At 57.8% G+C, this 19,449-nt stretch carries 22 protein-coding genes; 2 read left to right on the plus strand and 20 right to left on the minus strand.

Translation table 11 applies throughout. The annotated features are described in order from the left end of the window. Positions 1–214 precede the first annotated feature (214 nt). The 3 genes from nifT to XH84_RS00200 all read right to left on the minus strand — a co-directional run bounded on the left by nifT (position 215) and on the right by XH84_RS00200 (position 2,262). On the minus strand, positions 215–439 hold the full coding sequence (nifT, locus tag XH84_RS00190; RefSeq protein WP_128947956.1) for a putative nitrogen fixation protein NifT: 225 nt from the start codon (positions 437–439) through the stop codon (positions 215–217). Between the two features lie 5 nt (positions 440–444). Continuing rightward, positions 445–1,617: a cysteine desulfurase NifS gene (gene nifS / locus XH84_RS00195; protein WP_128947957.1), complete on the minus strand. Its 1,173-nt coding sequence runs from the start codon at positions 1,615–1,617 to the stop codon at positions 445–447. 324 nt (positions 1,618–1,941) lie between these two features. Beyond that, positions 1,942–2,262, minus strand: a complete 321-nt coding sequence (locus XH84_RS00200; protein WP_128947958.1) for an iron-sulfur cluster assembly accessory protein — start codon at positions 2,260–2,262, stop codon at positions 1,942–1,944. A gap of 261 nt (positions 2,263–2,523) precedes the next feature. Between XH84_RS00200 and XH84_RS00205 the strand changes: the two genes are divergently transcribed. Then, positions 2,524–3,114, plus strand: a complete 591-nt coding sequence (locus XH84_RS00205; protein WP_128947959.1) for a hypothetical protein — start codon at positions 2,524–2,526, stop codon at positions 3,112–3,114. 9 nt (positions 3,115–3,123) lie between these two features. On the opposite strand, the gene XH84_RS00210 is transcribed toward XH84_RS00205, so the two are convergent. The 14 genes from XH84_RS00210 to ald all read right to left on the minus strand — a co-directional run bounded on the left by XH84_RS00210 (position 3,124) and on the right by ald (position 16,653). After that, entirely contained in the window at positions 3,124–3,519 is a 396-nt protein-coding gene (locus XH84_RS00210) for a Rieske (2Fe-2S) protein (protein WP_128947960.1), read from the minus strand. A gap of 621 nt (positions 3,520–4,140) precedes the next feature. Beyond that, positions 4,141–4,977 carry a host specificity protein gene (locus XH84_RS00215; RefSeq protein WP_245471557.1) on the minus strand — a complete coding sequence of 279 codons (837 nt, stop codon included), beginning with the start codon at positions 4,975–4,977 and terminating at the stop codon, positions 4,141–4,143. A 70-nt stretch (positions 4,978–5,047) separates the two neighbouring features. Then, on the minus strand, positions 5,048–5,341 hold the full coding sequence (locus XH84_RS39460) for a hypothetical protein (RefSeq protein ID WP_164937318.1): 294 nt from the start codon (positions 5,339–5,341) through the stop codon (positions 5,048–5,050). 543 nt (positions 5,342–5,884) lie between these two features. Next, positions 5,885–6,184 carry a ferredoxin III, nif-specific gene (fdxB, locus tag XH84_RS00225; RefSeq protein ID WP_128947961.1) on the minus strand — a complete coding sequence of 100 codons (300 nt, stop codon included), beginning with the start codon at positions 6,182–6,184 and terminating at the stop codon, positions 5,885–5,887. 11 nt (positions 6,185–6,195) lie between these two features. Then, positions 6,196–6,396: a CCE_0567 family metalloprotein gene (locus XH84_RS00230; RefSeq protein WP_128947962.1), complete on the minus strand. Its 201-nt coding sequence runs from the start codon at positions 6,394–6,396 to the stop codon at positions 6,196–6,198. A 12-nt stretch (positions 6,397–6,408) separates the two neighbouring features. After that, on the minus strand, positions 6,409–6,873 hold the full coding sequence (locus tag XH84_RS00235; RefSeq protein WP_128947963.1) for a NifX-associated nitrogen fixation protein: 465 nt from the start codon (positions 6,871–6,873) through the stop codon (positions 6,409–6,411). Positions 6,874–6,879: 6 nt separating this feature from the next. Next, positions 6,880–7,275, minus strand: a complete 396-nt coding sequence (gene nifX, locus XH84_RS00240) for a nitrogen fixation protein NifX (RefSeq protein WP_128947964.1) — start codon at positions 7,273–7,275, stop codon at positions 6,880–6,882. Beyond that, positions 7,272–8,681, minus strand: a complete 1,410-nt coding sequence (nifN, locus tag XH84_RS00245; RefSeq protein ID WP_128947965.1) for a nitrogenase iron-molybdenum cofactor biosynthesis protein NifN — start codon at positions 8,679–8,681, stop codon at positions 7,272–7,274. Before nifN ends, nifX begins: the two co-directional genes overlap by 4 nt. 9 nt (positions 8,682–8,690) lie before the next feature. Then, complete coding sequence (gene nifE, locus XH84_RS00250) at positions 8,691–10,337, minus strand: nitrogenase iron-molybdenum cofactor biosynthesis protein NifE (RefSeq protein WP_128947966.1); 1,647 nt, start codon at positions 10,335–10,337, stop codon at positions 8,691–8,693. Between the two features lie 94 nt (positions 10,338–10,431). Next, on the minus strand, positions 10,432–11,988 hold the full coding sequence (gene nifK / locus XH84_RS00255; protein ID WP_128947967.1) for a nitrogenase molybdenum-iron protein subunit beta: 1,557 nt from the start codon (positions 11,986–11,988) through the stop codon (positions 10,432–10,434). A 66-nt stretch (positions 11,989–12,054) separates the two neighbouring features. Further along, positions 12,055–13,557, minus strand: coding sequence for a nitrogenase molybdenum-iron protein alpha chain (gene nifD, locus XH84_RS00260; RefSeq protein ID WP_128947968.1), 1,503 nt, complete (start codon positions 13,555–13,557; stop codon positions 12,055–12,057). Positions 13,558–13,878: 321 nt separating this feature from the next. Beyond that, positions 13,879–14,319 (minus strand): aminotransferase class V-fold PLP-dependent enzyme, encoded by a 441-nt coding sequence (locus XH84_RS40495; protein WP_347338860.1) that lies wholly within the window; start codon positions 14,317–14,319, stop codon positions 13,879–13,881. A gap of 517 nt (positions 14,320–14,836) precedes the next feature. Next, complete coding sequence (locus XH84_RS00270; protein WP_245471559.1) at positions 14,837–15,142, minus strand: 4Fe-4S binding protein; 306 nt, start codon at positions 15,140–15,142, stop codon at positions 14,837–14,839. Positions 15,143–15,540: 398 nt separating this feature from the next. Beyond that, positions 15,541–16,653 (minus strand): alanine dehydrogenase, encoded by a 1,113-nt coding sequence (gene ald / locus XH84_RS00275; protein WP_128947970.1) that lies wholly within the window; start codon positions 16,651–16,653, stop codon positions 15,541–15,543. Between the two features lie 70 nt (positions 16,654–16,723). Between ald and XH84_RS00280 the strand changes: the two genes are divergently transcribed. Beyond that, positions 16,724–16,981, plus strand: a complete 258-nt coding sequence (locus XH84_RS00280; protein ID WP_128947971.1) for a hypothetical protein — start codon at positions 16,724–16,726, stop codon at positions 16,979–16,981. 49 nt (positions 16,982–17,030) lie between these two features. Here the strand turns inward: XH84_RS00280 and hypE are convergent, their stop codons facing one another. Genes hypE through XH84_RS00295 form a run of 3 tightly spaced genes read right to left on the minus strand, consistent with a single transcriptional unit; the run spans position 17,031 to position 19,449 of the window. Next, a complete protein-coding gene (gene hypE, locus XH84_RS00285) occupies positions 17,031–18,077 on the minus strand; it encodes a hydrogenase expression/formation protein HypE (RefSeq protein ID WP_128947972.1) in 1,047 nt (348 codons plus the stop codon). Next, entirely contained in the window at positions 18,074–19,216 is a 1,143-nt protein-coding gene (gene hypD, locus XH84_RS00290; RefSeq protein WP_164937319.1) for a hydrogenase formation protein HypD, read from the minus strand. Before hypD ends, hypE begins: the two co-directional genes overlap by 4 nt. Next, positions 19,213–19,449, minus strand: coding sequence for a HypC/HybG/HupF family hydrogenase formation chaperone (locus tag XH84_RS00295; protein WP_128947974.1), 237 nt, complete (start codon positions 19,447–19,449; stop codon positions 19,213–19,215). Before XH84_RS00295 ends, hypD begins: the two co-directional genes overlap by 4 nt.

Here is a 19,449-nt window from a genome sequence, read left to right on the forward strand (position 1 = left end):
GCCGTCGCGGCGGGCCGACGTTTGCTGATCTTGATATGCCGCACCGACAGCTATTCGTTCCCCAAAGATCCCCCGGATAGGTCAACCGGCCGGAAGGAAGCGACCGATGCCTCTGGGGGGGGCGCAGCACATCGGATCCAATTCCGTCATGCCAGGACGAGATAGACGCCAATGGTTCCGGTCCCCAGGCGGGCGCCAATGTCCATGAGTGCCTTCACGGATCGTCGCCGTTCTCATCCCGCTTCTTCGCGTCGATTGTGATCGGTAACCGTGTGTCGCTCGCCATCTCGGGCAAATCGAGCACCCAGCCGTTAGCTACTTTGATCCAGCCCCCCCATAAGGTCTCGTACTCGGAGGCAACGATTGGCTCTTCGAGATCCTTTTTTGGCACGTAGATCGACAGGCCCGCGTCCGGAGAGCGGCGGATCATGATTTTCACGACGTCTACTCCCCGACTGTGACGCTGGATGTGGCGCGCATGCGAGCCACGATATCTGACACTGCGTACACGACCTCATCGACTTCAGCGAAGGTGGTTTCACGCGAAAGAGAAAAGCGAATGGCGCCGTGCATCCGCCACGCCGGCACCTGCATGGCACGCAGAACATGCGATGGCTGCATTGAGCCCGAACTGCAGGCTGATCCGAGCGACACGGCGATGCCCGCCCGGTTGAGACGGTGGGCAATGCCTTCGCCTTCGAGATGGTCGAAGGCAATATTGGTCGTGTTCGCCAACCGATTGCCGATGTCGCCGAGCACAGCGCACTCGCCATTGCGCAAAATTCCCTGCTCAAGGCGGTCGCGTAACGCGCCAATGCGGACGCGCTCGGGTTCAAGCCGCTCCGCCGCAAGCCCGGCAGCTTTCCCCAGTCCGACGATTCCGGGAATATTCTCAGTCCCGCCGCGTCGCCCTCGTTCCTGTGATCCGCCGCAGATCAGCGGCCGGAATTTAATCCCCTTGCGCAAATATAGCGCGCCGACCCCCTTGGGGCCGTGCAGTTTGTGCGCGGATAGCGACAACATGTCGATCGCGCTGTCCTTTAGGTTTAAGCGCACCTTACCAATCGCCTGGACCGCATCTGTGTGAAACAGTGCGCCCGCCTCACGGGTCAACCCGGCCAGAAACTCCACAGGAAACATCGTTCCGGTCTCGTTATTGGCCCACATAACCGAGGCAATCGCTGTTCGTGGCCCAAGCGCGCAGCGAAACGCCTCGATGTCGAGCCTGCCGCAAGCATCTACGGGTACAATGCGCGTCTTGATTCCCCTTGCCGCCAATTGCTCCGTTAGCGCAAGTACGGCGGGGTGCTCAACCGAAGTGGTGACCACCTCGTCTCGACCTTCTTGCGTCGCAAGCGCAGAGAGGATTGCGGCATTATTGGCCTCGGTCCCTCCCGAGGTGAAGACGATTTCGTGATCGTATGCACTACCTAACAGGCCGCTCAGGCTTCTCCGGGCCCGCCTCACAGCGACTGCGATTTCGCTGCCCAAGGCATGCCTTGACGAGGCATTGCCGAATTGCTCAGTGAAGAAAGGCAACATGGTTTGCACGACGGATGGATCAGTCCGCGTCGTTGCATTGTTATCGAGGTAAATCAGCGCTCGATTTTCACTCAATCCACCACCTCGCCTGCTGCAGCGACGAGGGCTAGGCGATCCAATCCTCCGCTCTTATCTACCAATCGCGTCTGAACGCCTCCTAACCTTACGCTCGAAAGCTTGCACGACCTGCCAGCACCGGCCCGCCTCGCCATGAGCACGCTGCTATCGTGCTGTTCAGCGAACAGTCGCCTCGGCCGGCTTGCATATTGGGCCGGATCTCGCCGTGCACGCAGCGAATGCGCCCCTCCCGCTTCGTAGTGAAAGACGATCTCCTCACTTGTTCTGGTTCGGCCGGCATGGTTCAATTCCTTCTCCTCCTGACCTCATCAATGTTTTCCGTCAGCTGAACGATTTTCCGCAGGAGCAGTTCGCGGTGGCGTTCGGGTTGTGAAAGGTAAAGCCGGAGCTCTCCGGTGCCAGCACGAAATCGATGGTCGTGCCGACCAGATGATCACGGCTCTTGTTATCGACGAACACCTTCAGTCCATCGCATTCGATCACGGTGTCGTCAGGCTTTGGCTCCTCGGCCAGGCCCATCTTGTATTTGAATCCATTGCAGCCGCCTGCTTCGATCATGACGCGCAGACCACCGGCCGGGCGCGCCGAGGATGAAATCGCGCTCTTGATCGCATTCACTGCGCTATCGGTCAGGTTGATCACGTCTTTCCCTCGTCAGCTTGGACCCAGCTGAGAGCAAGTCACGTGCCAGCGCGCAGACGCTTAATGATGCTCACTTTCGCGCCGTCGGCGTTGGAACGGCTGTCAGGATCCTGACAAAGCTACTTGAGGCGGTCCCAACCACCGAGGCGTTTTCTTTCCAAGCTGCGCTGAAGGCCGCTACGCATGCGGCGGCAGGCAATTTGCATCGCGTCTGGCACCGACCAACGGATCGGTGAAGAGCTTAGATCGAGGACACATTTAATGACTGCAATCGAGAACACCGCACTCGGCAGACTCGAGAAGGAGGGCCGCCTTCTCAACGCCGTACTCAAAGGCGCGACCACCAAGCCGGGCCGGTTCGGCTTTCGCGGGGACATCGCACTAAAGTTCCAGACTCAGGTCGCGGACGAGAAACGACCGCCAGACTATTCGATCGAGCAGGTTCTGACGATCGCGCAGGACGGAGAGCGCACTATTCCCGTGCTGGCCGGCTACTTACATTCCTTCGCGTATCTTGCTGACGTCGCAACCGTCCTCAACGGTGCCTTAAGCCCAACCGGCAGCTACTTCATTTTCTGCAACAACATCGATCTGCTGGCGAAGTACCGAGTTAACCTCGGCGATATTAACTTCCACGTGTTACCGTGCGACGAATCCACCGTTTGGAAGGAGCTGATGGACCTGGTCGGGCTGAACAAGGACGACATCAAGAAGCTCGATCCGGGCGGCAAGCTTGATTACCTCCTCGATGCCACAAAGCATCTCGATCTATCCCATGAGGAGATCTCGTATGACGACGGACTAAAGCGGATGGAGGCTGTTAAAAACCGCAACGAGAACCGGCCGGTCTGAGCGCGGTCTTCAGTTGTCGGCCGATGCATCGTCTTCCACAAGATGCACACCGACGACGCAGATGTCACCATCCATAACGACCAATGCGATCGGCGCGAGCGCTCTACCCTGACATGGACCTTCGACGCACCGCCCGGTGCCAAGTTCGAAGGTCGAACCGTGCTTGCCGCACATCAGCCTGATGCCGTATGGATCGAGGAATTGGTTCAGCTCCCAATCCAAATTGACGGCGTTGTGGGGGCATTTATTGACATAGCCGATCACCTTTTTGCCCCATCGCACCACAATGATGGGCCACGGGCGGCGATTGCCGTCATCATCGACGACTACAAGACGGAATCCCATAGCCTGGCGGCTCGGAATGTCGTTAAAGCTGCAAATCACATAGATGGGATTGTGCTGCATTCATCGCTCGTTTTATTGCAAGGCTTCATTGTTGCTGTTCAAGCGCCCCTGCAATAACCGTACGAGTGCCGAGACGTATCGCGTTTCTGGTAATCCAACGCGCAAACTTCGGCATTGCAGCAGACGTCATTGCCCGGGGCGCATAATTCAGACCAATTTGCACGAACATTGAGCCTTCTTATCTCCTCCATGCTAGCTGCAGACTTGCAGTTTTCGAGCTCGGGCTTTGCCGGACTGCTTAACGCGGTGGATGGTCGTCGCTGTTCGTTGAGGCCACGCTGCATAAGGCCGGCTACGGTGCCGTCGGATGGCGCTCCCCCGCGGCATCGCATGTGCCTTCGCAGAAGCGTCGAGTGCTCGCTTCCAGCCGGCTGGGGCGCACGCGGCGAGCGCGCGCCCCCTTTTGAATTAAGACCGTTGCGCCCGCGCTTAGAACGGTCACATGCCCCTCATTTCAGGCCAGCGCTGCTAGCGCAGCCACGTTACTCCATGCGCGTTCGGCAAAAGCGCGCTCCAAGCAAAATGAAGGGTCATCGTCCAACAATTCCCTTTCGAAAACTTCTCTGAGTGTCGATATCACTCTCTCAGCTTTCGAAAGATCGTTCAGGTTTAGCGGTTGCTTTACTCTATGCGCTGCCCTGCAAGGGCGCGCTCCAAGTAGAATGACGGGTCATCTTCGTCGGAAAAGTCCGTCTCGACGGCCGGTCCAGGGGCAGTATCACCGCCCTCTGCCGTGACAAGGTACTTCGTAGGCTTGCCTACTCGCTGCCACTCGTCGTTCTCATTCTTTGTCCACACCTCAGGATGCTGGTGAGGATCAAGCACCCAGTGATTTCGGCCCACGTGCTCAAAACCCATTTTCTCTAGGCGGGGTTCCATGCCGTCCCGGGCTGGTTTGGACAAGATCAACGGATAATCACCATCCTTTCTCAGTTGGTGTTCCAGCAGAATATCGCCCGCGTTCTCGACGAGGGGGTGAGTCACCCGAAGGTCTACCACGGAGGTGAGATCGTTGCGCCCAAACTGTTCCCGGAAGGCCTCTCCCTTAATCCGAACCGGACCTCCGACTCTTAACAGGCCAACTGTTTCGCCATCCAATGGATAGCTGTAGAAGCGCGCGGGCCTAGCCGGATCATGGTAAGTGTTGATATAGCTTCCAGTAACCGTTGCTGCGTGCTCAGCTTTCTCCGATACGAAGTCCGAGTACTCTTGCGGGTTGCTCGCGATGTGCCTGATGTCTGCCCCCAAAAATTTCTTCAGCCCTTTGTCGAAGGAATATTCGCTGATCTCTACAATGGGCGACTTGGAATCCAGAGAGTATGGAGCCCTTGTTTCAGATGACGATCCACCTGGCTCCATACCTGCAATTGTTTCCGCAAAGCGGGGGCTATCTCCCGATTCATCAGCTTGGCTAGCGCTTGTGGATTGGCTGGATGAGCCAACGATTCTGCCATACATCAGATCGCTCTCCTATCGGCAAAATTGCACGCAATTGAGCTCGTGCCGCGCAAGCTCGCGGCGAGAATATTTAACCTAACTGACCACAACCTGACCGAAGCATCTGCCGGCATTTGGGAGACTGCGGCTGCGCAATCGCACGCGAGTCACGCCCCCGCTGGTCACCGATCGAAAGCTGACGGCGCGTGATATTGCCCGTGCTTGATCCATCAAGAATGCGACCGATAATGGCGCAGATCAGCGCCACCATCCTTTTCCTCGGACCGCCGCCATTGAGCAGGCACATTGACCAATGCAGCCTTCCATCGAGGATCAGCTGCTCGCGAGCAGAATTGCTGATCGGTGCCTTTTTCGCGGCGTCCACGAACTCGCATAGGCTATTGCACCGTCATCCAATTCCGGGCTGCTTGATCCGGTCCCCAGTGGAGAATTGCGGAGGACACAGGTGCGGCCGTCACATGCGGTTCAACGCAATCGGCTATGATCGGGCAGACAGATGTCAACGCCCGTGCACCTCGGGCGACTTATGCTCCTGCCGATCCTCCAACCGGGCACGCCACAGGATAAGATGGGCACCATTGGCTCCGTAGGAAAGTCCCTAGTTCGGAAACCGGCAATTCGCAATCTTGAAGACCACGAAGGTAACCGATCGCCCTCCCCGCGTCAGGGCCAGGCGCCTTTCGGGAAAACGGGGTCCCTGCAGTACGGGACAGGCTCGCAAGCAGGCGCACTCAGCCGGTATGGCTTGCCTGGGAGCTAAGCTGCCTATGCGACCTATGCCAATATCTCCGCTCGCTCCGTCTTGCTGTTCAGTGGAAGATCGGGACCATTCGAGTCGGCCGCTGCGAGTCTCGGTTGCGGGTTGACCTGATCCAACGGGTCGTCCCCTCATGCGATCCCCCTTCGCTCATGCAGCTTCGGTTGCGGCTGAAACGTGGGTCTGGCAGTTGGCCGGGCAAACCCTATCGCACGCACCGCAGCCGATGCAGGCGCCCTGATCGTTTAGAACCATGATCTTCTTTTCGACTTCATCGTCCTCGTCATTGTCGAGATTGACAAGTTCGCCCTCCTCGTTGATTCCTTTCAAGGTCATGACATCTCGACCGCACACCTTGAAACAGCGGCCACAGCCGATGCACTTCTTGGCATCGATCGAGGTCAGGTATTGCGGCGTCCAGTCGCGGCCGTCTCGCGTTGCAAATGACATCCATTGCCCCTTCAAGTATTTTCCAGTGCTTTCAGCTCGCGGCTCTTGCGCTCGAGCTCGGCGTAGACATGGTACGCCTTCTGCGCCACAACCATGATCGACGTCCAGTTGATGGGCAATTCTTCCGAAAGGTCGTGCAGATCCATCTTGGCCTGTATCGCCTTGGCGGACACTTTCTTTAGTTCTGCCTTCAGTGTTTCACGATCGCACATGAGTGAGTATCCTCAATAGTTCGCCACGTCCGGAAATTTCCGAATCAGGCCGATTCCCTCGCTGACATATTTATCCCCCTCCTGAGCCAGCTTGACGCGACTATCGAATCCGAAGCGATGCACATCGCGCAGCTGCTTGTTTACGGCGACCAAGCGCCCTGCGATGAGCACTATGCGCCCGAAGCCTTCATGATGCAGCTTCAGAATCGGCTGAACCATAACGCCTGTCTCCCTCTCCATCGAGAGCGCGACCGCATCGAAGAATAGCTCAAGCCGCCACAGTGTGTCGGGATCGGGATCACCTATAATCGGCAATGCGCGCCGTTTCTCCCTGTCCAGGATATAGGGTTCGAGCAGATCAAGATCGCTCTTCCCTTCCCAAGATCCGTTGGTATCCTGAGCACGCCAAATCTTGACCAATTGGATGAGGAATGGTGCGTCGACCACGCTGCCCTGCTGCTCTATTTTTGCGGTCATGTCAGCTCATTCGCCGAACTCAAACGTTCGCCGTTGGTCCTTTGCAAGGACCTTGCGCAGCCAGGGAGGTGGCGTGCCCTTCAGCACCCGCTCGAGCTTTTCTAGCAACACCGGAATGCTTTCTGGTTTGCTCACCTTGATAGGATGGATTTTGTTGGCCACCACTCGCGCAGCCGCAGCACCACCAATGGCAGCGACGTAAAGGATTGCGCAATCCTTGATCGCCTCGATCTTTGGCGCCAACTTGTCATCACTGCCGTCCTCCTTAAGGTCACCGTCAAACTCGATCGCTTTAAGAAACACATGACCGTCAGGCGCGACATCGTAGATTGCGATATTCTTTGCCCAACCAAAATGAGCATCGACGCGTTTCAGGTCCTGAGTGGCAAAAGCGACCTTCATGCAATTGGCCTTTCAGCCGCGCCGGTGGAGCGGCGATACCCAGAGCTTTGCGGCAGACCGGGCGTAGTCCGCCACCTATCGGGCGTAGGACGATCGTTCTCCTCGCGATGCGCGATCACGAGATTGGCGATTTCGAAGATTACATTGCGGGTACCACGATAGCCTACGGACATTTGGTGGCCCGCGCCAAGCCGATCGAACATCGGAAAACCTGTACGATAGAACGGCACCTTCAGCCGCGCCGCCGCTTGCCTTCCATGCGAATGCGTGATCAGCATGTCGCAACGCTTCTGTTTGGCAAGTCCTTCCAGATCTTCGAGATCGCCAATGAGCACCTCCTTGGTCTTGATCCGCTCGATCACCTCCGATTGAGTGGTCGTCACGGCGACGGTCACCTGCGCTCCCATATCGTGCAGCATGCTCGATAGATCGAACAGAAGGTCTGGCTCAGCACCGATCGCGACCTTGCGACCGCCTATATGGAAGTGAGCATCGAGCATAGCGTCCGCGAGCTGACTGCGCTGGCGTCGATATTTCAAGGGTATTGGGCGGCCGCTAATCTCGCTCAAAAACGTCATGAATTCGTCGTTCGGATGGAGACCACACAGCCGCTCGAACACGCGAAAAGGCACGCCGGTCTTAGCCTGCATGATCTCAGCCGCGCGCTGCATCTGAGCACCGATTGCAATCGTCCATCCTGCGCGCCCCATGCTCGCGATTTCGTCGACGTCAATGCCGCCGATGGTCGTTGACGTAAACTCATCGGGGATATGCCCGTCGAGGGACCCCGCCAGGTCAGGGAGGAAGAAGGGGCACAATCCGAAATCCTCCAGTAAGACACGGAGTTCATCAATGTCGCCGGGCGTCAGGTGACACCCCGGCAGAACATTCACCTTCGATGGATACCACAGGCCATTGGCGCTGGGCCGGTCCACCAGCACCTCCACCATGCGTGCAACAGCCTTCTCCCAGCCATCCTGGAACGAGCCCTTGAAATCTGGCGTCGAGACATACACCAGTGGCAACTTTGCGAGTTGCGGATGATTGCTCCGGATTAGCTTGAGGTAGGCATCCACATCGTCGCCGTTGGTTTCGGTGACCCCGGTCGAGCAGATTCCGATGATCTTTGGCTTGGTACGGTTATAGATGTTCAGTATCGCCTGCTCGAGATTCTCATAGCCGCCGAGTACGGTCGCAACCTCGCTCATCGCGGTGGTCTGCAGCGGTATTGCTTCTTTGAAATGCCGGACAAAGAGCGTGAGCCCGAAGGATGTGCACCCCTGGGAGCCGTGCAGAAGCGGCATCGCCCCGCGCAGCCCCATGAACGCGTATGCGGCGGCGATCGGCTGGCTCATCTTCAGCGGGTTGACAGCGCAGGCTTTTGTTGGCGCCGTGACGAGGGCCATGACGACTCCCTACTCTGCGGCCTGTCGCATGTCAGACGGCTCGGACACAAACATATCTTCGATGCGTCTTCGACAGCAGCCACCGCCCGCATTGGTATGCTCTCGGACCGCTGCGACGCTCCTCAGGTCGTGCACGCGGATTGCATCCTCAATCGTGCCCAGATCAACGCTCTTACACACGCAGATCTTCCTCGCGCGCCGCGCGGTTTCGGCGAGCGCCGGGTCGCAGGCGATTGCGGCCATCGGCGATTGCATCTGCTCCCTCGCCTTGGCCAATGCCTCCCATGGCCCTGGTCGACGTAGCTGCTCCCACATCGGACTGGAGAGTGACTTATCGATCTCCTCCACCAGCTTAACCATTCCGACATAGCCCATATAGGCGTGGCAACGCTCCTGGTTGATATCAAGCCACGGCACCGCCGCCTTCAGCGCGACAAACTGCGACTTGCCGCCTGATAGCATGATGTCCGCTTTTGCGTCCTTCAACATCTTGTACATTTCGCGCGCGGTCATGTCCTCGATCATGTGGGCATCCTGCCCCATGAGCTCCTTGATGCGCTCCTTGTCTTCCCTGGTCGATTTCTTCACGCTAGTTCCGACCAACTCCAGCCCGGCTTCCTGGAGTGCCGCAACGACCGACCATGACTTGACGCCGCCCGTCACCAACAAGGCCTTTTTGCCTTCGAATCGCGGCTTGTACGGCTCGATGGCAGCCCACGCCCGCGCTTCCTCGCGCGCGATCACCGCTTCGGTGCGCCCGAGCAGATCTGTCGGGGCGCCGCGTTCAACCAATAAGCGGGCGAGCTGGCGTAGCGATTCGCTTGAATCCTGAATACCGTAGAACGATCCCTCGAAGAACGGGATCCCGTAGCGTTGCTCCATCTTGCGTGCCACGTTGATCATGGACTTTGAGCACACCAACATCGCCGCCCGCGCGCGATGAGATGAAGCGGCTTCGCGATATTTACCATCGCCGGAGATGCAGCAGAGAATTCGCACTCCCAGCTCGTCTAGCAATGGCTTCACTTGCCAGAGCTCTCCCGAAAGGTTGTATTCTCCGATCAGATTGATGTCGTACGGCGTGGTGTAGTCCGGTTCTCTCGTCCCGATCACATAGTCGAGCAAGGCCTCGCCGGCGAGCTTGTTACCGAGGTTCTTCGAACCGACGAAGCCCGGAGAATTGATCGGGATCACCGGCTTTGAAAATCTTTGAGATGCTGCCTTGCAGACTGCGTTGATGTCATCGCCGATCATCGCCGGGATGCAGGTTTGATAGACGAAGATGGCGGGCGGATCGTACTTGTCGATGATCTCCTTGATCGCTTTGCAGAGCCGCTTCTCGCCTCCGAAAACAATATCGGTTTCGCTCAAATCGGTTGTGAATGCGGTGCGCCACAGATCCGAGCCGGACGACGCCGCGCCGCGATTGTCCCAGGAATTACCTTCGCACGCGATCGGACCATGTACCAAGTGAGCGACATCGGTGAACGGCTGCAGCGCAACCTTGGCGCCATCGAAAGCACAGCCGCCGGCAGCGCTACCCGGCTGCAATTGTCTGGTGCAGCCGTTCCTGCGTTCGGCCCCCGACTTACTGCCATTCTTGGCGCAGCCCGGCTCGTCGAAGATATTCTGGACCGTGGCCGCTAGTGAACTCATCCTGTTTCCTCTCAGGGCAAATGAATTGCAAATTCCACCTTCACGTGCTCGTGCCATCGTCCTGTGCTTGGGCGATGGCACTTGTAATCGCTCATCAACGAATGATGTCGAAGCTGTAGTCCGTCTTGCCAAGAACGTTGGTCTTCTTGTCGATCTCGTCAAAGATCTTGTCCAGGATCTTCACCAATACATTCAGACCGCCCTGATAGCCCCATACGGGGGAGCGGTGATGGTGATGCCGATCAAAGATCGGAAAGCCAATGCGGATCAGTGGCGTTCCGGTATCACGCTCCAGGTACTTCCCGTAGGTGTTTCCAATCAGAAAATCGACCGGCTCGGTGAACAAGAGCGAGCGCATGTGCCAGAGGTCTCGACCCGGATAGACTTGGCAGCCCTGCCCAAATGGCGAGCTTGCAAGTAGCGCCTGCATTTTTTCCTGCCACGCTTTGTTGCCGTTGGTGGAAAGCACATGAATCGGTTCGGCGCCGAGTTCGAGCAGAAACGCAGCCAATCCATAGCAAAGATCCGGGTCGCCATAGATCGCGAACTTCTTGCCGTGAACATGAGCGCTGGAGTCGGCGATGGCATCAACCAGGCGACCACGTTCTCGCGCGAGTTGCTCGGGAATCTCCTTGCCGCTGATGCGTGACAGCGCGACGATAAAGTCATCCGTTGCAGATAAGCCCACCGGATAGTTGAAGGATACGATGTCCTGGCCGTGTTCCGCCACGAATGTCAGCGTTTTTTCCGTGCACCACTGCTGCATGGAAATAGTCGCCTTGGCGTGAATCGCGTTCGCCGCATCCTCCAGCGTCGTACCACCTTCATACATCCGGAATTCGCCGTCTGTCGGGGTATCGAACACTTCAGAATTGTCGGCGAGAACCGTGTGGTCGATGGCCATCAATTCTAAGATGCGCTTGATCTCTCGAAGGTTCCCGACGGTATAGCCATCGAACCCACCAATGATGTTGATCGCCCCATTCGGTTTGCGCTCCAGCTTCGGAGCTGTTCCGGCCTTTCCGTCCCAAAAATGCTCCAGAATGCCCTTGAGCGCATTGTCATAACCAGTGATGTGGCTGCCCACGAACGCCGGCGTGTGAGCGAACGGCACGTCGAAGTCCGCCGGAACCGAGCCCTTTTCTTTCGACGTCTTGATGAAGGCGTTGAGGTCGTCGCCGATCACCTCTGCCATGCAGGTTGTGGAAACCGCAATCATCTTGGGCTTGTACATGTTGTAGCTGTTCGCGAGCCCGTCGGTCATGTTGTTCAGACCGCCGAATACGGCAGCGTCTTCCGTCATTGATGAAGAGACACAGGAGCTAGGCTCCTTGAAGTGCCGCGACAAATGACTGCGGTAGTAGGCCACACAGCCTTGCGAGCCGTGGACGAAGGGCAACGTGCGCTCAAACCCAACGGAGGCGAATACGGCGCCAAGCGGCTGGCAAGCCTTGGCCGGATTTACCGCTAGCGCCTCCCGCGCAAAGTTCTTTTCGCGATACTCGGCGGTTTTCGTCCATTCCTTGATACGTTCGACCTCGGCAGGATCGCGAGGATTCTCGAATATCTTCTTCTTGGCCAGCATCTGCTGGTATTCTGGATCGCGGAACAGTTCGACATGATCGAGCACGTGTTCAGCACTCTGCGCCATTGGTGAAATCCTTCACTATCGAGATTTGTATCGCCCCGGCTTTCCCAGAGAGCGAGATGAATTGCTTTACTCTGCAGCCTGGAGCTTGGCGCTCGAAGCTTCCTTCCAGGGAGCCTTCGTTTTCTTCCAAACCGGCGAGTTGACGGCCATGTCCATGTCGCGCGCAAAGATCGCAAAGCCGTCATAACCGTGATATGGACCCGAATAGTCCCACGAATGCATCTGCCGGAACGGCACACCCATCTTTTGGAAAACGTACTTTTCCTTGATGCCCGAGCCGACAAGGTCAGGCTGGAGCTTCTCGACGAAGCGCTCGAACTCATAGCCATTGACGTCATCATAGATGAGCGTGCTGTCCTTCACGTAGTGCTGAGCTGTGCGCTGATAGTCGTCGTTGTGACCGAACTCGTATCCGGTGCCAATTACTTCCATCCCTAGGTCTTCATATGCGCCAATAACATGACGCGGACGGAGCCCGCCGACGTACAGCATCACCGTCTTGCCCTCCAGGCGCGGGCGATATTTAGCGATCACCGCGTTCACGAGCGGCTCGTACTTCTCGATCACCCGCTCGGCGCCTTCCTTGATCTTGTCGTCGAAATAACCCGCAATCCTGCGCAGCGACTCTGCGATCTTTGAAGGTCCGAAGAAATTGTACTCGCACCAGGGGATACCGAACTTTTCTTCCATGTGGCGGGAGATGTAGTTCATTGAGCGATAGCAATGCAGAATGTTGAGCTTTGCCTTCGGCGTTGCTTCGAGCTCTGCCAGCGAGCCGTCGCCGGACCACTGCGCGATCACGCGCAGGCCCATCTCCTCCAGCAGAATTCTTGATGACCACGCATCGCCGCCGATATTGTAGTCTCCGATGATCGCAACATCGTACGGCGTCGGCTCGAACTTTGGTTTGCCGTCGCCCTCGAGGTGGCCGAAAATCCAATCGCGCACCGCATCGTTAGCGATGTGATGGCCTAATGACTGCGACACGCCCCGGAAGCCCTCACAACGGACCGGCACGATGGTTTTGCCGCCATATTCCTTGGATTTCGCTCTTGACACGGCCTCAATATCGTCGCCGATCAGCCCTATCGGGCATTCCGATTGGATCGTGATGCCGTTGTTAAGTGGAAACAGCTCTTGGATTTCATCAAGGATTTTGTCCAGTTTTTTGTCTCCGCCGAATACGATATCCTTTTCCTGGAAGTCGGAGGTGAACTGCAGAGTCACGAAGCTATCGATGCCCGTCGTGCCGACGTAATAGTTGCGTCGCGAGCCCCACGAATACTGACCGCAGCCGACCGGGCCATGGCTGATATGAACCATGTCCTTGATTGGTCCCCAGACCACTCCCTTTGACCCTGCATAGGCGCAGCCTCTGATCGTCATCACGCCAGGTATGGATTTGATGTTGGACTTCACCCCGCAGTCTGACTTGCCGGCTTGGTGGACGTTGAGGTGCTTGGCACGCCGTTTCGCGGTTTTTTCCGGATAGACCTTAAGCACCTCCTCGATCAGCTCTTTGTTGCGAGCCCTGATTTCTGCGATGCTCTGGGTCGTGGCGAGACTCATCTGATATCCTTCAAAGGTTAGCTGTTGCGAGGGCGGCTTCTTGACCCAAGTTTTGCAACCAGCATGCCAGCGTCTCGTCAGCACAAAAAACCGAACAATCAAAGTTGCTTAGCGCGCCTCGTGCGGGAAAAGATGTGTTGTTGCGAATCCGACATCGCGCTTTGCGCAGAGAACTCTTGGTTTGGGCCTGTTCGAAATGGAACAAGGTGGGCTGTGCGTGAAATTCCCTGGCGTATCCGGCACCGCAGCTGGGATCGAAGGCGGAAGGCGGCTGCAAGGCCGGCTGACCGATACAGGCTTGCCAATGCTATCTATGCTGACCTACAGGTGCTCGCCTGCTGCAATGCTGATGAGGTGCACGATTGCATCCTCCCAGAGCTCTATGCGAGCGGCCTCGCCGCGTGGCGCCCAGTGCAGTTGCCGCGCTCGATCGGGGCACGCACGAGCACATCGATCTCTCCGCGTGCATTCTAAAGTCCAATGGACCCACGGCACGTCGCCAGCACGCCGAATTGGTTGAGCAGCGGCATCGCACAGTGCGCCCGCCCCGCTACACCGGCGCGGTCCATAGGTGGAAGCCAGCCTCTCCTGCGCGTAAGCGATTGCCTGCGGATCTGCAATGTAATCGATAGGCGCGCTTAAAGCGATGGCTTCGGCGATCGGCGGCGTACGCGCTTCGAACCGGCGTAGCGGATCGCCATAAATGGCACCGCAACGCGAGACCTCGCGGATCATGTCCCCACGGCCATTAGAGGGCGCCATCGATGCCGGATGCGCAGACTTGCCGTAAGCACAGCAATCCCAGTCGGACCACGCCGGTCATGACGTAGAATTCGCAATCGATATCGCAGACTTCGGCGGTCGGATGGACGTATCCTTGCCACCCGTCGACCAGCACCGGATACCGCGGGCATGCGCATCCCCACCGCGTCTTTCGGCGGCAACACGGCTCAGAGCACGCGACATTTGTGTGATCGCTACCCGTGGTGCGCGGGCTCAGGAGTCGCTCAAAATCATCGAGCAAGGAATTGCCGTCACCGACCGCCGGGGCCCATTTGATCACTGCGCCAGGAAGCATCGACCAACGTGGAAGAACTCATACGTTCGCGTTTGCCTTCTTTAAGGACTGGCGGAAATCTACGATTGCTTCTCAATCCTCGAACGGACCGATGATCGAAGCTGCGACTCGGGCCAGCGACTGAGTAAAACAGGAGATGGATTGAAAAGGCGGCGGCTGTCGAGTATCTCCATAAATTCGTGCGGGAGCTCCTCTCATCGGCTACCCCACCTTTGCCGGCACGCATGTATCGGGCACCGGGCAAACGACGGCGCATTGCGGTGCGTCAAAATGGCCCTCACATTGGGTACACTGGGACGTATTGATCACATATATGTCGTTCTTCAGGCTGATCGCGGCATTGGGACACTCGAACTCGCACGCACCGCAGACGGTGCACTGGGATGCGATTATCTTGTAGGCCATCACTGCGATTCCGTAAGCAAAAGTGCGGGACGGTTTCTTGCTATCAAGTCTTGTGCCAGACAGTTTGAGCTTGGTTCGTCTGCAGTATTTTCCATAACGCAAGTCGCCGCCTCGACACGGTGTCGCAAATCCTACAAGGGGCCTGACAGCAGCGCATAGCGGGAGTCATCGCCGGTCCGCGCCTCACAGGCAGTCGGAAAGCTCGCGGTGATCGCTCCAGATAAAGTCGCTCCGGAAATGCGCGTCCTCCTGGGACCCGCGGCAGGCATTCTCAATTGCCTTGGATTATCCGACAACACCGGCATTCATAGGCGCTGTATGAGTGAAAGTACATTGTCTTCCCATCGTGCGGGCGACTAAAGCCAGGCGTTCGTCTGGTGATCCTCCGCTTCGCCCCACGCTAGAAAAATGCCGGCGTCAGCAGATCGATGGAGCCAAAAAAAAGCCACCCCGAAGGGTGGCCTAAGTCAGGGAGGAAACGCCCATGAGGGCCTCTGGGATCAGGCCGCAGCCTGTTCGATCGGTGAGAAGGGCAGCCCGAGGCTCTCGGCCACCGCTTTGTAAGTTAGCCGGCCCCGATGGACGTTGAGGCCCGCCCGCAGATGTGGATTTTCGAGTACGGCGGAAAAACCGTTGTTGGCCAGAGCCAAACCAAACGGCAGGGTCGCGTTATTCAGTGCCTGGCTCGAGGTCAGCGGTACGGCACCGGGCATATTGGCTACGCAATAATGAATGACTCCATCCACTTCGTAAGTTGGATCAGCGTGAGTGGTTGGGTGCGATGTCTCAAAGCACCCGCCCTGATCGATAGCGACGTCCACGAGTACCGCCCTCTTGCGCATCGAGCTCAGCATGCTCCGGCGAACCAACTTCGGGGCGCTCGCACCTGGGACGAGCACCGCACCAATCACCACGTCCGCCGCAAATACCTCTTCCTCCACAGACTCGATGGTCGAAAACCTGGTGCGAACGCGTCCTTCGAATAGCTCGTCCAGCTCACGGAGGCGGATTATCGAACGATCGATGATGGTCACTTCTGCTCCCAGACCGACCGCCATGCGCGCCGCGTGCGTACCGACGACGCCACCTCCAATCACGACGATTCGAGCAGGCTGAACGCCGGGCACCCCACCGATCAGCAGCCCTCGGCCGCCTGTACTCCGCTTTAGAGCGCTACCCGCCGCTTCGATCGCAAGCCGACCCGCGACCTCGCTCATCGGCGCCAGCAGTGGAAGACCACCATGCGCATCAGTTACGGTCTCATAGGCGATCGCGGTGCATCCAGATTTCAAGAGGCCGGTAGCCTGATCCGGGTCCGGGGCCAGATGCAAATAAGTGAATAGGATGTGATCCTCGCGCAGCTGGGACCATTCGGCCGGCTGAGGCTCCTTAACCTTTACGATCATCTCGCTCGATGCGAATACCTCAGCCGCCGAAGTTAGAATCGTTGCGCCAGCATTGCGATAATCGTCATCGGTTGCACCAATGCCGGCGCCGGCATCAGTCTCGATCATCACGCGGTGGCCCGCTGCCACGTATTCTCGGGCAGCTCCAGGGGTAAGGCCGACGCGATATTCGTGCGCCTTGATTTCCTTCGGAACTCCGACCTTCATTTGAAACTCCCTGCCTGACCCGCCCTTCTTATCTGAAGCGTGCAGCGATATCGCGACGCAGCCCACCAAAATGGCGCAGGAATTCAGCGATATTTTACAGGCTTCGCAGGATTTCAAACCGACGGGTTGCCCAGATCGTGCGATCCCGTTCCGCGCGATACCGATGAATCGTTCCGAATTGCGGTCTCGCCCCGCAGAAAAGCTAACAACCGAATCCAGCCTCGCCGAACTTCTCAAGCCGCAAAGACGGCAATTTGCCGATGGGCAGGATTGCCTATCAAGCGAAGCCTTGTGGAGCTGGTGGCTAATCACCATCGATAGGAGCTAATCACCATTGATAGTAAATGGCCGCCAAAAAAGGACGTTGCGCAGCCTGTTCAACAGATCCGAGGCAATTGTTCGCCCCACAGCCAGTCGACGATTCGTCGGCCGCCGAAATCGGTCGTCATCTGAACAAATTTGTGATCGTCAGCCACCGCCTCGCCAATATCAGCCGCATTGGACCCGAGCGGGTGCGCCTTCATGGCTGCAAGAACGGCATCGGCCGAATCAGGCGCCACGATCGCAACGAGCTTGCCTTCGTTGGCGACATGGATCGGATCGAGTCCAAAGAGTTCGCAGCTAGCCGCAACAGCGGGCTTCACCGGAATGGTTGATTCCTGCAGATGAAACCCGAGGTCGGATTGCTGCGCAATCTCGTTGAGAGCAGCAGCGAGCCCACCGCGCGTGGGGTCGCGCATCACCCGGATGCCTCCCCCACCTGCGGCAAGCATGGCCGCTACGAGATTATGCAACGCTGCTGAGTCCGAGACGATTTCGGTTTGAAAAGCGACGTTCTGACGTTTTGACATGATCGCCACCCCATGATCGCCGAGGCTACCTGACAGCAGCACACGATCCCCGACCCTTGCCTTTTCGGCGGAGAGATCGAGCCCCCGGGCCACAAGCCCGATCCCGGCCGTAGAGATGAACAGACCATCCGCCTTGCCCCGCTCTACGACCTTGGTGTCCCCGGCAATGATGTAAACGCCGGCCCCTCGCGCCGCCGCGCCCATCGAATCCGCGATCGCCTTGAGATCGGAAAACCGGAAGCCCTCCTCGATGATGAAGCTGGCTGACAAATAGAGTGGACGCGCGCCGGACATCGCGACATCATTGATCGTGCCGTGCACAGCCAAGGACCCGATATTGCCGCCGGGAAAAAACAGCGGCGAAACCACATAGCCGTCAGTCGTCATCACCATCCTGCCTGCCGAAACATCAAACGCCGACTGATCATTGCACCGGGCGAGCCATTCATTACCGAAGGCCTGGTGAAAAAGGCCGGAGATCAGCTGTGCCATGGCACGGCCTCCAGAGCCGTGGGAAAGTTCGACGCGTCCGTTCTCCAGGTCGAGGCTGCGTTGATCGGCTTTCACGCTCATGACGTCTGCCTCATCTGCTCATCGCGAACTCGGCCATAGGTCCAATACGCCGCACAAGCCCCTTCTGATGACACCATGCAGGCCCCTATGGGCGTTTCCGGCGTGCACACATTTCCAAACAACTTGCAATCGACCGGCCGTTTGGCGCCACGCAGGATCGCGCAGCACTCACAGGCCGGATTGTCTGCGACACGCATGTCGTGGATCGCAAAACGCGTCTCCGCGTCGAACTTTGCGTAAGACCGCTTAAGCTTCAGTCCGCTGTTGGGTACAAGTCCAAGCCCACGCCATTCAAACTGCTCACGCAGTTCGAATACCTGCGATACCTCCTTCTTGGCGCGCCGATTGCCATCGCGTGTCACTGCACGGCTGTATTGGTTTTCTACCTCGTAGCGGTCTTGGTTCACCTGCCGCACCAGCATCAGGATAGCCTGCAGCACGTCGAGTGGTTCAAATCCGGCGACCACGATCGGCTTCTCGAACTGTTCCGCCAGGGGCTCGTAAGGCCGCGTACCGATAATGGTGCTGACATGTGCAGGCCCGATGAAGCCGTCAATGGGGACCCCACCTGTGTTGCGGATCATCGGGTTCTCGAGAATGCTGTGCATCGCCGAGGGTGTAAGCACGTGATTGCAGAACACGCTAAGGCCCTCCAACCGTTTGTTCTCGGCAATGCGAATCATGACCGCCGACGGGGGCGTCGTGGTCTCAAATCCGATGGCAAAGAAAACCACTTCACGGCCCGGCGTCTGTTCGGCCAGCCGGATAGCGTCGAGGGTCGAGTAGACCATCCGAATGTCGGCCCCGAGCGCTTTAGCTCGCAACAGGGACTGCCCTTGCGACCCGGGCGCGCGCATCAGGTCGCCGTAGACGCACAGAGTGACCTCTGGTCGCTCGGCGAGCCGGATCGCCATGTCGATACGGCTCGCCGGCAGAACGCAGACGGGACAACCGGGCCCGTGGATCATCCGGACGTTCGCGGGCAGCAGATCCTCCAGACCGTAGCGGGAGATGGCATGAGTGTGTCCACCGCAAAATTCCATGAACCGGTAGGCTCTTTGTGAACTGACCTCAGTGTCAATCGCGCGCGCAAGTCCCTGCGCGATGGTCTTGTCGCGAAATTCGTCAAAATATTTCACGATCGGCATTCCTGCGCTGCGCTGCCTAGCTCCTGCAGGAGCTCTAGCGTGCGCTTGGCTTCTGTCGGATCGATCTTAGCGAGCGCATAGCCGACATGGACTAGGACGCAATCGCCAACCTCAAGCTCGTCGATGAGGGCAATCGATATCTCCAGGCTGATGCCATCGATGGACACGAGGGCCATTTGGTTGGGAAGAATCTTGGCGATCTTTGCCGGAACCGAAAGACACAT

Origin of the sequence: Bradyrhizobium nanningense, from assembly GCF_004114535.1 — a bacterium.
In the GTDB taxonomy this organism is placed as follows: Bacteria; Pseudomonadota; Alphaproteobacteria; order Rhizobiales; family Xanthobacteraceae; genus Bradyrhizobium; species Bradyrhizobium nanningense.

Bases quoted from the DNA above. Each gene is read 5' to 3' on its own strand.
- XH84_RS40495 (WP_347338860.1), bottom strand. From the start codon at position 14,319: ATGGCGCCCTCTAATGGCCGTGGGGACATGATCCGCGAGGTCTCGCGT.
- XH84_RS00205 (WP_128947959.1), top strand. From the start codon at position 2,524: ATGACTGCAATCGAGAACACCGCACTCGGCAGACTCGAGAAGGAGGGC.
- ald (WP_128947970.1), bottom strand. From the start codon at position 16,653: ATGAAGGTCGGAGTTCCGAAGGAAATCAAGGCGCACGAATATCGCGTC.
- nifE (WP_128947966.1), bottom strand. From the start codon at position 10,337: ATGAGTTCACTAGCGGCCACGGTCCAGAATATCTTCGACGAGCCGGGC.
- XH84_RS00215 (WP_245471557.1), bottom strand. From the start codon at position 4,977: ATGTATGGCAGAATCGTTGGCTCATCCAGCCAATCCACAAGCGCTAGC.
- XH84_RS00235 (WP_128947963.1), bottom strand. From the start codon at position 6,873: ATGACCGCAAAAATAGAGCAGCAGGGCAGCGTGGTCGACGCACCATTC.
- XH84_RS00280 (WP_128947971.1), top strand. From the start codon at position 16,724: ATGGCGCAGGAATTCAGCGATATTTTACAGGCTTCGCAGGATTTCAAA.
- hypE (WP_128947972.1), bottom strand. From the start codon at position 18,077: ATGAGCGTGAAAGCCGATCAACGCAGCCTCGACCTGGAGAACGGACGC.
- nifK (WP_128947967.1), bottom strand. From the start codon at position 11,988: ATGGCGCAGAGTGCTGAACACGTGCTCGATCATGTCGAACTGTTCCGC.
- fdxB (WP_128947961.1), bottom strand. From the start codon at position 6,184: ATGTCATTTGCAACGCGAGACGGCCGCGACTGGACGCCGCAATACCTG.
- nifN (WP_128947965.1), bottom strand. From the start codon at position 8,681: ATGGCCCTCGTCACGGCGCCAACAAAAGCCTGCGCTGTCAACCCGCTG.
- nifX (WP_128947964.1), bottom strand. From the start codon at position 7,275: ATGAAGGTCGCTTTTGCCACTCAGGACCTGAAACGCGTCGATGCTCAT.
- XH84_RS00210 (WP_128947960.1), bottom strand. From the start codon at position 3,519: ATGCAGCACAATCCCATCTATGTGATTTGCAGCTTTAACGACATTCCG.
- XH84_RS00230 (WP_128947962.1), bottom strand. From the start codon at position 6,396: ATGTGCGATCGTGAAACACTGAAGGCAGAACTAAAGAAAGTGTCCGCC.
- nifD (WP_128947968.1), bottom strand. From the start codon at position 13,557: ATGAGTCTCGCCACGACCCAGAGCATCGCAGAAATCAGGGCTCGCAAC.
- XH84_RS00295 (WP_128947974.1), bottom strand. From the start codon at position 19,449: ATGTGTCTTTCGGTTCCGGCAAAGATCGCCAAGATTCTTCCCAACCAA.